The organism is Streptomyces dysideae (genome assembly GCF_001514305.1).
GTDB classification, from domain to species: domain Bacteria; phylum Actinomycetota; class Actinomycetes; order Streptomycetales; family Streptomycetaceae; genus Streptomyces; species Streptomyces dysideae.
In genome coordinates this window covers 42,529-56,499 of sequence record NZ_KQ949089.1, presented here as the reverse complement: position 1 = coordinate 56,499, position 13,971 = coordinate 42,529, and the positions used below count along the sequence as shown (strand labels likewise).

The following is a 13,971-nucleotide window of genomic DNA, read 5'->3' as shown; positions in this document are numbered from 1 at the left end:
CATCAGGCGCTCGAACCCTCACGGGATGTCTGCCGGGTGCGGTTGTGTAACTCTTCCGCCAGCCGCCGCCACTCGTCCGCGCACTCCAGCGCCAGGTCGGCGATGACCGGCACCAGGTGGGGCGGAAGGTTGTCGAGCTCCCGCGCCCCTTCGCCGTAGGTCGTCAGCCGACGGCCCAACCACATCAGTACGGCCCGGCCCCGTTCCGTCATGCGCAGCGACGGGTCGCGCCTGAGGCCCTCCAGACGGGTGAAGAGCCGGGGGGACACGTCCGGCGACGCCTCCCGCCGGGCCATGCCCCGGCGAGTCCGGTGGGCCAGGACGGGGGTCACCGCGGCATCGGTCGGCGCTGTCTCGTCGTCGGCCGCCGGCTCCTCGGCGCCGACATCCACCGGCCGCACGGTCCCGGAGTGCGGCGCCGAGTCGCGAGCGCGGTCGGCCTCTGTGGTCTCAGCGCTGTTCAGCCGTGTACGGAGGTTGTGGGCCGTACCCACGGAGACCCCGGCGGCACGCGCGATCTCCCTGACCGAAGCATGGGGATCCCGACAGATGAGCTCCAGGGCGAGGCGGCGCCCCTCCTCGATATTCACGGGCCGCACCCGGCCGTCCAGCCCCACGCGAGCGTTCAACTGGGATTCTTCCTCAACTGAACGCTGACGGATGGAACCCACCGTCTTGGCGGACAGCCCGGTGATTCCCGCGAGTGCGCGATTGGACAGTTCGGGTCTCATACGAATGACGCGTTCGGCCGCCGCCTTCCGTTCCGCGAGGGTGAGAGGCAGGCCGTGCCTGACGTTGACCTGCACGCCATAGATATAGGCGTCTTCCTCCGAACCGTCGAAGAACTGGACATGAATCGACTGCTGCTTTCTGATGATCGCCGCGCGGTAACGGTGCAGCCCGTCCACGATCCTCATGGTCTGTCGATGAACGACGATCGGCGGAAGTTCGTCATCCGTTTCCGCGAGTCGCCTGATGTGCGCTTCGTCTTCGGCGTTGAACCGCACCGAGGCGCCGGGAAATAAGTCGGCCAGTAAAACCCGAGCTGCCGATTCCATCAAGTTCTCCCCGTCCTGGCGAGTTTCGTCCTCACTCGTCTTCTACGCGCGTGGCGTTGTGGCCGGACTGCGGAGTCCGGCGGCCGAAGGCCGCATGTTTCCTTGCGAGCCATCAGCGTGCGCTGTAGGCGAAGGCGGCCTCCGCGGCGTCCAGTGCCGCCCGACAGCTCTCCCTGGAGGCGCCCGTGGCGGTGACATAGGCGATCCGGCCCCAGACCGTGCCCTTCGGCGGCGGGGAGACGACGGCTCCGGGGGCCACGAGCGTCACCGCCTCGTCGACCGCGGCGGGAAGCCGGTTCGGGAAGCCGGCGGAGGCGATCGCGGTGTCGTCCTCGTCCACGTACAGGAAGCGGACTCCGGCGACCTGGTCGCGACTCGTCCGCAGTTCGGGCTCTCGCCCACACGCCACCGAGGCGGCGGCCAGCCCCGGGTCGACGCCGGTGGCCAACTGCCCGAGGCGGGGTATCAGGTCTCCGCCCAGCCTGCCGTTGACCTCGATCACCTTCGGCCCGGTAGCGGTGAGCATGAACTCGCTGTGCGTCCAGCCGTCCTGGACGCCCAGCGCGGCGTGAGTGTCGGACAGCACCCGGCGGAGCTCGGGGTCCGCCAGGAGAGGGTCGGACGCGTCGACGAAGTGTCCGACCTCCTCGGCGTACGGCGGGTAGCCGACCACCTTGCGCGCCACGTACACCGGGCTGACCACGCCGTCGCGCACCACCGCGTCGACGCTGATCTCCTCGCCTGTCACACACTCCTCGACGAGGTACGGCTCCGGGGAGTTGTAGACCACGGAAGGCGGTATCTCGATGGAACTGGTGAAGGCGAAGCCGTCGCGCAACGCGTCCGGATCGTCCGCCCTGATCACTCCAAGGCTCGCGCCCATTCCGCGCGGCTTGAGGATCACCGGGTAGCCCAGCCGCTCGGCGGCGTCCAACGCCCCCCGGAGGTCGGAGACGGGGAGGGAGGCCGGCTGCGGCACGCCCGCAGCTGCCAGCGCCGCCCTGCACTGGCCCTTGTCACGCAGGCGCCAGAGGACCGAGGGGTCGCCGCCCGGCAGTCCCAGCGCCTCCGCGACGTACGCGGTCGCGTGGATACGCACCTCGTCCCAGCAGAGCACACCGCTGACCGGCGTGCGGGCATGCAGCTCTTCGGCGACCTTGGCCATCGCAGGGCCGTCGCAGGTGTCGGGGACGACCGTCCAGCCGTCGAGCCAGGGCTTCTCCCACCCGGGCTCTTCGGTGTGCAGAAGATGGACCCGGAACTGCGGTCCGATGGAGCGGAGAAGATACTCGCGATAGGGCTGCATTCCTGATGCAACCACAATCATTAAGGGCTTTTCACTGGTCCAGCCTTTTTCTTCATTCATTAGGTCAGCACCTCACTGCACCCACGTCATTAGCGGACCGAATCAATGACCGCAGAAATCACTTACGGCGATCGAGCATACCCACCGGCCTTACGGTGCGTCCAGGACGTTAAACAGTGCAACATCCACCCCCCTCGGGGACAACAGCTGGTCACCGCCCCGATCGCAAGGCGGCTCGCGGAGCACGCGAAGGACGTTCAGCTGCGAATTTTCCTCGCTTGAACAAGGAACGCGGCACCCATCGAAAACAGTGGAGATGGACCCGATTTGCCCTGTTGACAGAGATCCACCAAATCATTAAAGGATTTTTCGGTCCGTAAAGTTTCCGCCATGCCAGTGCACCGCAATTGGGGAGGTGCTATAACCTCGAAGTCGCTTCTTGCGACGAGATCACCGATCGCCCGGAAGGGCTCCCGTTTTCCCTTTGAGGGTTCTTCAGTCCGCCGCACCACCGATGCCGCGAAAGAGGTCATTATGCCGAGCCTCACCAAGGTCGAGGCGGTCGACCGCGCCTCGAAGGTCACCGTGGACGCGTACCAGGTGGCCCTCGATCTCACCGGCGGAGACGACGTCTTCTGCTCCGTCACCACCATCCGCTTCCGTTCGGACCGCCCCGGCGAGAGCACCTTCCTCGACGTCCAACCGGCGGCCCTGCTCTCCGCGGAGCTGAACGGCCGTGCGGTGGACACCGCCCTGCTCGCCGACGGACGGCTGCCCCTGACGGACCTCGGCCCCGACAACGACCTGACCGTCGTGGCGGACATGAGTTACTCGAAGAACAACGAGGGCCTGCACCGCTACGTCGACCCGGCCGACGACAACGTCTACGTGTACGGCTTTCCCTACGTGGACCAGGCCCCGCGGATCTTCGCCTGTTTCGACCAGCCGGACCTGAAGGCGCCGTTCACCTTCGACGTCACCGTGCCGGCCCACTGGCGGGTGTTCTCCACAGGCGAGGCGGTCACGACGGGCTCCGGTCGCTGGCGCATCGGCCCGACCGAGCCGCAGGCCACCTATCTGACGACCCTGGCCGCCGGCCCGTACGAGTCGTTCCACTCCCGGCACGGAGCGGTCCGGCTCGGTCTGCACTGCCGGGCCTCGCTCGCCGACGCGCTCAAGGGTGACGTCGATGAGCTGTTCGACGTCACCCGCCAGTGTCTCGACGAGTGCGCCCGGCTCTTCGGCGTGCCCTACCCCTCGCCCAAGTTCGACCAGATGTTCGTCCCGGAGTTCAGCGTCCTGTCCTTGGACCATCCAGGGCTGGTGCTGCTGCGCGAGCAGTACGTGTTCAGCTCGGCAGCCACCGACAGCGAGCGGGAGACCCGGGCCGTGGTGCTCGCCCACGGCATCTCCCTCATGTGGATGGCGGGCCTGGTGACCAGCGCCTGGTGGGACGACCTGTGGCTGGGCCAGGCGTTCGCCGACTACTTGGCCCACCGCATCACCAGCGAGGTCACCCGCTTCACCGGGCCGCCCACCACGTTCGCCGCTCGTCGCAAAGGCCAGGCCTATCTCGCCGACCAGCGCCCCTCCACGCACCCGGTCAGCCTGGAAGCCGAGGACATGGCGTCCGCACTATTGGACCTCGACCGGATCTCCTACTTCAAAGGGCACTCGGCGCTGCGGCAACTCGCCGCAGCGATCGGCGACGACGCACTCCGCGCGGGTCTGCGCACCTTCATGGAGCGGCACGCCCACTCCACCGCCTCCTACACCGACTTCCTCGCTGCGCTGGGCTCCGTCCTCGACGCATCCACCGGCTGGGACATCGGGGCCTGGTCGGACGCGTGGCTGAAGTCGGCGAACCTGAACACCCTCCGGGCGGAGTTCGTGACGCACGGCGGCCGCATCGTCTCCGCGGCCGTGGAGCAGTCCGCCCCCGAGAGCCACCCGATCCTGCGTTCGCACACCCTCGACATCGGCCTGTACGGCCACGACGGCGTGCGGACGTTGAAGCGCGCACACATCAGCAGCCCGCGCACCGAACTGCCGGAGCTCGCCAACCTGCCCGAACCGGCCCTCGTACTGCTCAACGACGGGGACCTGACCTATGCGAAGATCCGGTTCGACGACAGGTCCCTCGCCGTACTCCCCCGGCTGCTGCCCGGACTGACACCGATCAACCGGGCGATGGTGTGGTGCCAGCTGCTGCTGTCCGTTCAGGACGGCAGCTACACGGCGGCCTCCCACCTCGCCCTGGTCGCCGAAATGCTGGCCGACGAGCCGGAGTTGTCGATCCTGACCGAAGTGCTGGAGCAGGCGCGGTTCGAGGTGGCCGACCGGTTCCTGCCGCCCGCCGACCGGCCGACCGCCATGGGCGAAGTGGCCGCCGCCCTGCGTGAACGGCTGGGCGGCACGCAGCCGGGCGACCAGACCGCGCTGACCTTGCTGCGCGCCCTCATCGACTTCTCGCACGATGCGGACGAACTCACGGGCTGGCTGCGCTCTGCCGCGGACGGTCAGGGGTCGTCGCTGCCGGCCGGGCTGGTACTCGACAGCGACCTCCGCTGGCGGATCCGGCTGCGGCTGACGGTGTTGGGCGCGCTCAGCGCGGAGGAGGTGGACCGGGCCCGTACCGAGGATCCCGGGCCCGAGGCGGACGACGCCGCGATGAAGTGCCGCTCCGCTCTGCCCGACTCGGCCGCCAAGGCGGCTGCGTGGGAGGCGCTGTTCCACTCCGACAGCCTGTCGAACTACGGCCTGCTGGCCCTGGCCTCCGGCTTCTGGCAGCCGGAACAGGCCGAACTGACCGCCGCATACGTCGACAGGTTCTTCACCGAGGCCCCGCGCCTGGCGCACCACGGGGACCTCCTGCTGGACCTGCTGGTCAAGGCGCTGTATCCGCGTCACAGTGCTACTGCCGAAACCCTCGCCGCCGCCCGTGAGTTGCTGTCGCGGCAGGATCTGCCGACGGCGCTGCGCCGCCCCGTGGCCGACCTGACCGACGACCTGGCACGGGCGACGGCGGTGCGCGACGGCCGCACCGCTGCGACGATCAGCCGTCCGTAACTCCCGTCCTGGTCCAGGGCGTTGCGGACCCACATCGGCGCTCGTCCGAAACCGGCAGGACGAAAGCGGCAGGAATTCGGCGGGGCCTGACGGTTCTGCTCCTTGCCGGAGCCTATCCGCCCCGAAAAGCTGATGCCGTGGAGCTGTGCACGTATCTACCCACGGCATGGCGGCCGGGCCGGGTCCCCTGCCCGGGCTGGGAAACAACCGAGTGAGTGAGGACCACACACCGTGATCCCGAGCGAAGCAGGCGCCGGCTCCACGGGGCCCGTCCGGGATCGGCCCACTGACGCCGCATCTCGTCGTCGCCTCGGTGTCGTTCTTCTCATCCCCCTGCCGACCTGCCCCCGTGCCACGCCCCTCCCCGACGGCTGCGCGTGAGCCCTTGACAAGTCGTCTGGCGGGAACCGGGAAGGCTCCCCGGAGCCCGCTCAGCGGCGGCGCCGGCGCCCTGCCCTCCTCTCCGTACATATCTCGAAGCCGCCCCTGGAGGCCCTCGCCCATGTCCACCCGCGCCTGGCTCATCCTTCTCGCGGTCGGATTGTTCGCCATAGGCACCGACGGCTACGTCATCGCCGGTCTCCTGCCCGAAATGGGCCGCGACCTCGGCGTGTCGAACAGCGACACCGGCCACCTGGTGAGCGCGTTCGCGCTGGCCTATGCCATCGGCGCGCCACTGCTCGCCGTGATACTCGGCAGCCTGCCCCGGCGCCTTGTTCTCATCTCCAGCCTGACCGTGTTCACCCTCGCCAATGTGGCCGCCGCGCTGGTCGACTCCTACGGGACGATGATCGTCATCCGGGTACTGGCGGGCTTGGCCGCGGCGGTCTTCTCCCCGGGAGCGGTGGCGGTCGTGCCCTCGTTGGTCGCCGCCGAGCAGCGGGGTCGGGCGCTGAGCACGGTCAGCGCGGGCATCGCCGTCTCCACCGCCGTCGGCGTGCCGCTGGGCACGCTGATCGGCAACGCGTTCGGCTGGCGCACGACCTTCCTGGCGGTGGCGGCTCTCGGCGCCCTGGCCTGCCTCGGACTGGTGCTGCTGCTGCCGCCGCTGCCGCCGAACCCGCCCGCAGACCTGCGCACCCGCATGGCCGCCTCCCGCACCCCAGGAGTGGCCAGTGCACTGTGCGTCACAACCCTGTGGATCGCCGGCGCGTTCACCCTGCTGACCTACCTCAGCCCCGTACTCGACGAGGTGGGGGACGTACAGGGCACTACGCTGAGCATCTGGCTGGCCGTCTATGGCCTGGCGGCCGTCACCGGCAACAACCTGGGCGGCCGGGCCGCCGACCGCTTCCCCGCGCCGCGGCTCACCGTGGTCACCACGACCGGCCTCCTGGCCTCACTCGCCCTCTTCGGCCTTCTGGGCTCACTCGGCGTGCACGGCGCTACCGGAGCCGGCTTGGCCATCGTCGGCCTGATCACCTGGGGCGTCTTCGGCTGGGCATTCGCCCCCATCCAGTCGCACCGCCTCGTACAGCTGGCCCCGGAATCGGCGGGAGTCGTCCTCTCCCTGAACAGCAGTGCCATCTACATCGGCATCTCCGCCGGAGGCTTCCTCGGCGCCGCGGCGCTCGCCGAAGGGGGCGCCGCGGCGGTCGGCTGGGCGGCCGCGGCCGTTGAACTGCTCGCCGTCCTCGCCTCGTTGGCCCTCCTCCGCCGCGGCGCGGGGCAAGCCGGACAGGCAGCGCCCGCCAAACCGGAGCCGAGCCGCGACCCCAGCGCCTCCGTGAATCCGTGAATCCGTGAATCCGTGAATCCGGAGGTACAGTGCTCCAGCGGTGGCGGACCAGGTGCCAGGACGGCTCGATGCCCCTGCGGGCCAGGCCGTGGCGGATGCCGCGACTCGCAAGCCATCGATGCTTGCCGCAGGTTCGAATCCTGCCGGGGGCCCAACGCATTAAGCCGCTGACGCGTGATCGATACGTCGAGTTCCGAGCTCCCGCTCCGAAATCCTGGAGTGCCCTTCGGACGCGGACGAGTCCTTCGGCTACACCGGCGCGGACGGATCACCCACCAAGTACGGGTTTCAGAAAGCCGGTGGGGAGCGGGCGGTCGCGGAGGCGAGAGCGTCAACGCCCGCATCCGCAAGGCCGCCCGCGCCCGCGGACACTTCCCAACGGGGCCGCCGCCCTCAAGTGTGTCCACATGGCGCTGATGAGCCTGGACCCGACGGGGAAGGGCCGCAAGAGGTGGGACCATGCGCTGGGAGGCACCCCTGAACGCGTTCCAGATCGCCTTCGGGGGGCGCCTGACCCCGAGCAACGACTGACCACTCAAAACCAAGGAGGAGGGCGGCGGTGCCGTGACGAGCACGGGCGTATCACGCAGAGGCTGTGCTGCTACTTGAGCTCGTCTTCGGTGAAGTAGTCGTCCACGACCAGAACCTCGTAGTTGGACTTGTCGACGCCCGCCGGCTGCAGCAAGACGGCGGGCACCACCTTGACGCCGTTGTTGTAATCCCCTTCGTTGTCTATCCACGGCTGCCTGCCGTCGAGTATGTCGTCGACCATTTCTGCGGCGGCGCCGGCGAGCCGGCGGACGTCCTTGTAGACGGTCTGCGACTGCTGACCCGCGATGATTGACTTCACCGATTCCAGTTCGGCGTCCTGACCAGTGATGACCGGGAGGGGCTTGCTGTCGGAGCCGTAACCGTCCGACGTCAGCGCGGACAGGACGCCCCTGGAGATGCCGTCGTACGGCGACAGGACCGCGTCGACCTCCTCGCCGGCGTACCACTTGGTGAGGATGCCGCTCATGCGCTTCTGTGCGGTGGGCCCGTCCCAGCGCAGGGTGGTGATCTGGTCGAGCTTGGTCTCGCCGGACGGGACGACCAACTGCTTGCTGTCCAGGAAGGGCTGCAGGAGCGCCATCGAACCTTGGAAGAAGTATTTGGTGTTGTTGTCGTCGGGGGAGCCGGCGAACAGCTCGATGTTGAACGGGCCCTTGCCGTCATCCAGACCGAGCTTGGCGATGATGTGGCGGGCCTGGAGCCGGCCGACCATCTCGTTGTCGAAGGAGACGTAGTAGTCGACGTTCTTGGTGCCGAGGATGAGCCGGTCGTAGGAGATCACCGGAATGTCCGCGTCGGCGGCCTGTTGAAGCACGCCGTTCAGTGACTTGGCGTCGATGGCCGCGATGATCAGTGCATCGACGCCCTGCTTGATCAGGTTCTCGATCTGTGAGACCTGGGTCTTCGGGTCGTCTTCGCCGTAGACCAGCTTGGTCTTGTACTTTTTGCCGTTCAGGTCATCGACGAGGCTCTTGCCGTCGGTGAGCCAGCGCTCGGAGGCCCGGGTCGGCATGGCGATGCCGACAGTACTGACCTCGGAGCTGACCTCGCTCTTCTGGCCGCAGGCGGACAAGGTGAGGGCGAGGGAAGCGGCTCCGGCGAGGGCGGCGAGCGTGGCTCTTCGGTTGAGCATGGTGATCGTTCCTTGTTCTTCTCGTCGTTGAGGGGGACGACGGCGTATCAGACGTCGACGGGGAAGCGGTGGAGCGAGGCAGGTCGAGAGCGAGTCGGACGCGCCGTACCCGCTCCCGGGCGGTGTCCAGGGTCAGGTCCCGCAGACGGGTGCCGTACGAGTAGGTCCCCGGGCGCCCTGAACAGAGCGAACTTCAGACAGAGCGGTACGCCGGGGCGGATCAGCTCGGCGCCCTCGTGGATCCGCACGTGGCCGCCGAGGTCGTCGGGGGCATTGGTGGGGCCTTGGTGCACAGGTTTCGAGGCGAGTGAACAACCGGCGGACCTCCGCTCCAATGATGGAGGTCAGGTCGGCCCGGCACGTTGCTTGAATCGGCACTCAGGCGCCTGGGTGCCACGCAGATCGCCGATCAGTGCGTTGCTGCGGCCCGGCATCCGGGGCTCGCCAACTCTCGTGATCCCTTTGCCGGTGTGCACCTGCACGTACGTCGGGCTGCGCCACGGCGTTCCGGCCACCGTGCATGCTGATTCCGGGGATGCACAGGGCACTTGCCTCTCAAAGGTTCGAAATCTCGCCACATGTTCGGAATGTTGGCGTGACCCTAAGGGGGGGTGTGTGGAGTGTCAACTGGGTGAACTGGAACGGTTACAGAAAGGTGTGGGAGATCGCTTTCGGCCTCCCACAGAACAGCGGGCCCGAGGGCCACGGTCCCGACGGTCCTCGCGCCGCCAGCGCGCCCGGTGCTGACGGCTGTAGCGGCGGTCCCAGCGTTCCCGACGATCCCGGCGCTCCCGGTAGTCCCGGTAGTCCCGGTAGTCCCCGAGATCGGAACCGCCGCCAGGGCTCCGGCCTCCGCCGCGATCGCGGCCGTAGCGGGTGGCGCCGTAGACCAGCACCGCAGCGGCCACCCACCAGATGGGATCGAGGAATCCGAAGCCGAACAGGACCACGACGAGGATGAGGAGCAGGACGAACACGGCGGGCCTCCCCGAGAGCTGGACACAGCATCGATACCGGGGACTGGGGCCTCACCCCACAGCGTAGTCCTGCCCAGAGGTTGCGGATACCGTGCGACGTCAGCACTTCCTGCCCGGCATGGATGGCTGCTTGACACCTGTCGGGGAACTGCCGCAAGGGCTGGCGTGCGACATGCCGCAGCTCTTCGTCCGCGCGGGCGGCCGTCACCCGCCGCCAGATCCTTGACCCCCTCCCCCTCCCCCTCGCCCGCCGCGCGACGCCACCGCCACCCCCGCGACGGTCCAGACCGCCATCCCCCACAGGGAGAGCGCGGAAGCGAGCCCCACCACAAGTCGGACCGTGCTGTCCTCGCCGCCCGTCAGCCACACCGTCAGTCCCGCCGCCCCGGCCGCGATCAACAGCGCCGCCGGTACGCGCAGCCGGGGCTGTTCGAACACCGCCGCCAGCGGCAGGAAGTGGAGCCCTACGACAACCGCGATCAGCGGAGGGACGAGTACCGGCACTCCGGCGCGGCTACAGATCGCGGCGATGGCGATGATCAACAGCCACTGGAGGCCGTTGATCTGATTGAACCGCCGGCGTCGGTCCGCGGGGAACGGTCCCCCTGCCGACGCGGGAAGAAGACGGCGCGCGGTGAGCATCAGCCCCACCGTGACGGCGCAGCCGGCTCCGAGCAGGACCTGCCGCGTCAACCCGTCGAACGCGCTTGTGCCGAGCAGCCACCAGCCGAGCCCGAACAGTGCGAGGAACCCCACCCCTGACTTGAACATGATCGAAACCCTAGGCGGAGGAGCGGCCCCCGTCTCGGCGTGCGCACACGTGTTACCCAATGGTAGTTGTGTGACCCCTGTGAAACTTGAACTTTAAGGCTTCCTGTGGCGTGGTACGCGCTGAAAGGGTGTGGAGTGCACAACTCGACTGCTCCACGCGGTCGTTGGAACCTCACCCCCCACGAGGCGTACCATGGCGAAAGCCTCCCCTGCGCGCAGAACGCGCGCGACCATACTCTCCGCGACGGCCGGCCTTGCGCTGGCCGTCGCTCTGCTGCCCGGGGCCGCCAACGCGGCTCCGGGCGACCCGGCCGACCCCCCCGGGGCCGACGCCGGGTCCCCGGTGGCCGAGGGCCTGCCACCCGCGCCCTCGCAGCAGACGCTGGTGCGGCGCGACGCCCGGCTGACGCAGGCCGAACAGCGGCCCGGCGTGCAGCGGCTACGGGACCGGCTCGGTCCGCAGGGCGTGCTCGAGCTGGACCCGGCCACCGGCACCGCACGTCAAGTCGCCCGGCTCGACGGTTACTTGACGCCCGCCAGTGATGCCGATCCGGTCGGTGTCGTTCGGCGGTATCTGCGGAGCCATCCCGATGTGTTCGGGCTTACCGCAGCACAGGTCGACGGCCTGACCTTGCGCAAGGAGTACACCGACGTCGCCAAGATACGGCATCTCTCGTTCGTTCAGTCGGTCGACGGCGTGCCGGTGTTCGGCAACGGCGTCAAGGCCAACGTCGCCCGCGACGGGCGGCTGATCAACGTGGTCGGCTCACCGGTGCGGAACCTGCCGTCGGCGCTGGCCCCCGGCCGGGTCACCGCGACGCAGGCCCGGCGCACCGCCGTACGGGACATCGCGGGCGCCCGGGCCGAGAGCGGCGGCGGCGCGGACACTGCCAAGCAGGTGGTGTACACGGCGCCGGGCGGTGCCGCCGTGCGTGCCTGGCGGACCGTCACCGATCCGGACGGCCACGGCATGTGGCTGCACGTGGTCGACGCGCAGACCGGGCGGGTTCTGTACCGGCAGAGTCTCTCCTCCGACCGGGACCCGGGCCGGACGTACCCCGCCGCGTCGGGCACCGGGTCGGCGGCCGCGCCCGGCCCGCTTCTGTCCTCCTCGCAGGACACGACCCTGCGCACCGGCAAAGTGCTCGCCTGGGACAACTACCCGGGCGCCCCGGCGGGCGGCAAGCAGCACACCCGTCATCTGACCGCCCGGGGTTGGCTCCCCTTGGGCGCCGAGACGCTCAACGGGCCCATCGCGCACGTCTACAGCGACGTCAACGACAACAACGAGGTGGACGCGGGCGAGGAGATCACCCCGGCGGCCGACGGGACGTTCTCCTTCCCGTTCAAGCCGTTCACCGGTGACGCCTGCGACGTACCGCTGCCCTGTTCCTGGGACCAGAAGACGCCGAACTCCTGGCAGACCAACCGCGAGCAGAACGCCGCGCAGGTCTACTACTTCCTAGGCACCTTCCACGACCACCTGGAAGCCGGCCCGATCGGCTTCACCCGGGCCGCGGGCAACTTCGACGGCCGGGACGGCGACGCCGTCGTGGCGCAGACGAACGACGGCGCGGCCCTCAAGGACGGGCTGCCCGACGAGAACCACCTCAACAACGCCAACATGGGCACCCCGCCGGACGGGCAGGCGCCCACGATGCAGCTGTACCTGACCGGTTCCGGGCCCGGCTACGACGTGCTGCAGGGCAACTTCGGTGACGACGCCGCCACCGTCTACCACGAGTACACCCACGGTCTGTCCAACCGGCTCGTCGTCGACGCGGACGGTGTCTCGACCCTCAACAGCCAGCAGGCCTGGGCCATGGGCGAGGGGTGGAGCGACTGGTACGCCCTCGACTTCCTCAACAACCAGGGCGTACTGAAGGACAGCCCGCGCACCGACGGCGAGGTGACGCTCGACCCGCCGGGCTGGAGCGACGAACTGCCGGCGCGTTCCCAGGCGCTGGACTGCGCGGTCGGCTCCACGTCGGCCAAGTGCCCCGGCACGAAGGAAGCGGGCCCCGGCGGGTACACCTACGGCGACTACGGGAAGATCGCCGACGGTCCGGAGGTGCACGCCGACGGCGAGATCTGGGGCGAGACGCTGTGGGACCTGCGTACCGAACTCGGCAGCAGGCTCACCGAGTCGCTGGTGACCCGGGCGATGGAGCTGTCGCCCGCGAACCCGACCTTCCTCGACCAGCGCAACGCCATCCTGCAGGCCGACACCGTGGTCAACGGCGGGCGGGCCCACGACACCATCTGGCAGGTCTTCGCCGAGCGGGGCATGGGCTGGTTCGCCGCCGCCCTCACGGGTGACGACACCCGGCCCGACGAGGACTTCTCCCTGCCGCCCGGCCCGGACACCCCGGTGGTCACGCTCACCGGCAAGGTGACCGACGAGGCGTCCGGCGCCCCGGTGAGCGGGGTCACGGTCAGTATCAGCGGCCATGCCTCCGGCTTCCCCGGCGCCGACTTCTCCGCCGTGACCGCGGCGGACGGCACCTACGCGATCCGGGACGTCCCCGAGGGCACGTACCGGAAGGTGTACGCGAGCGGCGCCGGCTACGAACCGCGGATCCGCACGCTCGACGTCGGCTCCGGCAGCGCCGACTGGCAGCTGGTCCGGAACTGGGCGGCCTCCTCCGGCGGCGCCGGGATCGCGGACTTCAGCGGCCCCGACTACGGCGACTTCGGCTGCGGTCCGGCCGGCCTGATCGACATGACGGGCACGGTCTGGGGTTCGGACGGCAAGGGCGGCTCCAACGGCAGCGGAGTCGACCCGGTCCACGCCACCGTACGGCTGCCCGCGGCCGTGGACGTCGGCGAGCTGCGCGTCGACCCGACGGCGGGCTGCGGGGACGACGTGACGGCGTCGCTCGGCGACTACCGGATCGAGACCTCCGTCGACGGGACCACCTGGGCCACCGCCGCGGAGGGCCACTTCGGGCCCGCCGACACCGGCCGGGAGAACGCCGTGCCCCTCGCGGCCGGCACCGGGCAGAACATCCGGTACGTCCGCGTGACGATGCTCGGCAACCAGGCCGTCGACAACGGCGTGGACTGCGCGAAGGACTCGGGTCCGTCGGGCTGCGAGTACATGGACATGACCGAGCTCGTCATCCACGGGGTTCCTCACCAGGGCTGACCGGCGCGGTGGTGTGACATCAGGATCCGAGGGCGGCGTTCCGGCTACGGGGCGCCGCCCTCGGGCTTTCCCGGTGCCGGTGATCAGCGGTTGCCGGGCATGATGCTCCGCAGCTCGTCCACGGTGAGGGGCTTCGCGGGTTTCGCCTTCGGGGCGGTCCGGGACCGTGACCGGGGACCGTCTCCGGGTGTTCGGGGCTGTCCGGGCGTACGAGGCTGAA

General features: G+C 69.2%; 7 protein-coding genes, 1 tRNA gene and 2 pseudogenes. 5 read left to right on the top strand and 5 right to left on the bottom strand.

From position 1 onward, the window contains the following. Positions 1–2: 2 nt before the first annotated feature. On the bottom strand, positions 3–917 hold the full coding sequence (locus AQJ91_RS23120; RefSeq protein WP_067025009.1) for a hypothetical protein: 915 nt from the start codon (positions 915–917) through the stop codon (positions 3–5). A gap of 253 nt (positions 918–1,170) precedes the next feature. Then, positions 1,171–2,364, bottom strand: a complete 1,194-nt coding sequence (locus AQJ91_RS23115) for an ATP-grasp domain-containing protein (RefSeq protein WP_234382786.1) — start codon at positions 2,362–2,364, stop codon at positions 1,171–1,173. Between the two features lie 534 nt (positions 2,365–2,898). Between AQJ91_RS23115 and pepN the strand changes: the two genes are divergently transcribed. The 4 genes and pseudogenes from pepN to AQJ91_RS55895 form a co-directional block, all read left to right on the top strand. Then, positions 2,899–5,433: an aminopeptidase N gene (gene pepN / locus AQJ91_RS23110; RefSeq protein ID WP_067025004.1), complete on the top strand. Its 2,535-nt coding sequence runs from the start codon at positions 2,899–2,901 to the stop codon at positions 5,431–5,433. Between the two features lie 502 nt (positions 5,434–5,935). Then, positions 5,936–7,171: an MFS transporter gene (locus AQJ91_RS23105; RefSeq protein ID WP_067025001.1), complete on the top strand. Its 1,236-nt coding sequence runs from the start codon at positions 5,936–5,938 to the stop codon at positions 7,169–7,171. Between the two features lie 70 nt (positions 7,172–7,241). Further along, a tRNA-Cys gene (locus AQJ91_RS53705) sits at positions 7,242–7,323 on the top strand. 172 nt (positions 7,324–7,495) lie between these two features. Then, positions 7,496–7,702, top strand: a pseudogene (locus AQJ91_RS55895) (IS256 family transposase); the annotation flags it as partial. A gap of 70 nt (positions 7,703–7,772) precedes the next feature. Here AQJ91_RS55895 and chvE read toward each other — a convergent pair. From chvE to AQJ91_RS23095, 3 genes and pseudogenes are all read right to left on the bottom strand, one after another. Then, positions 7,773–8,855: a multiple monosaccharide ABC transporter substrate-binding protein gene (chvE, locus tag AQJ91_RS23100; protein ID WP_067024998.1), complete on the bottom strand. Its 1,083-nt coding sequence runs from the start codon at positions 8,853–8,855 to the stop codon at positions 7,773–7,775. A gap of 79 nt (positions 8,856–8,934) precedes the next feature. After that, positions 8,935–9,130 (bottom strand): annotated as a pseudogene (locus AQJ91_RS55890) (hypothetical protein); the annotation flags it as partial. 906 nt (positions 9,131–10,036) lie between these two features. Then, positions 10,037–10,603, bottom strand: coding sequence for a hypothetical protein (locus AQJ91_RS23095; RefSeq protein ID WP_067024994.1), 567 nt, complete (start codon positions 10,601–10,603; stop codon positions 10,037–10,039). A gap of 193 nt (positions 10,604–10,796) precedes the next feature. On the opposite strand from AQJ91_RS23095, the gene AQJ91_RS23090 reads away from it, so the two are divergent. Beyond that, entirely contained in the window at positions 10,797–13,751 is a 2,955-nt protein-coding gene (locus AQJ91_RS23090) for a M36 family metallopeptidase (RefSeq protein ID WP_067024991.1), read from the top strand. The last annotated feature ends 220 nt before the right edge of the window (positions 13,752–13,971 follow it).

What these genes read in the sequence shown, in the direction of transcription:
- AQJ91_RS23120 (WP_067025009.1), bottom strand. Translation starts at nt 917, where the DNA reads ATGAGGATCGTGGACGGGCTGCACCGTTACCGCGCGGCGATCATCAGA.
- AQJ91_RS23115 (WP_234382786.1), bottom strand. Translation starts at nt 2,364, where the DNA reads ATGCAGCCCTATCGCGAGTATCTTCTCCGCTCCATCGGACCGCAGTTC.
- pepN (WP_067025004.1), top strand. Translation starts at nt 2,899, where the DNA reads ATGCCGAGCCTCACCAAGGTCGAGGCGGTCGACCGCGCCTCGAAGGTC.
- AQJ91_RS23105 (WP_067025001.1), top strand. Translation starts at nt 5,936, where the DNA reads ATGTCCACCCGCGCCTGGCTCATCCTTCTCGCGGTCGGATTGTTCGCC.
- chvE (WP_067024998.1), bottom strand. Translation starts at nt 8,855, where the DNA reads ATGCTCAACCGAAGAGCCACGCTCGCCGCCCTCGCCGGAGCCGCTTCC.
- AQJ91_RS23095 (WP_067024994.1), bottom strand. Translation starts at nt 10,603, where the DNA reads ATGTTCAAGTCAGGGGTGGGGTTCCTCGCACTGTTCGGGCTCGGCTGG.
- AQJ91_RS23090 (WP_067024991.1), top strand. Translation starts at nt 10,797, where the DNA reads ATGGCGAAAGCCTCCCCTGCGCGCAGAACGCGCGCGACCATACTCTCC.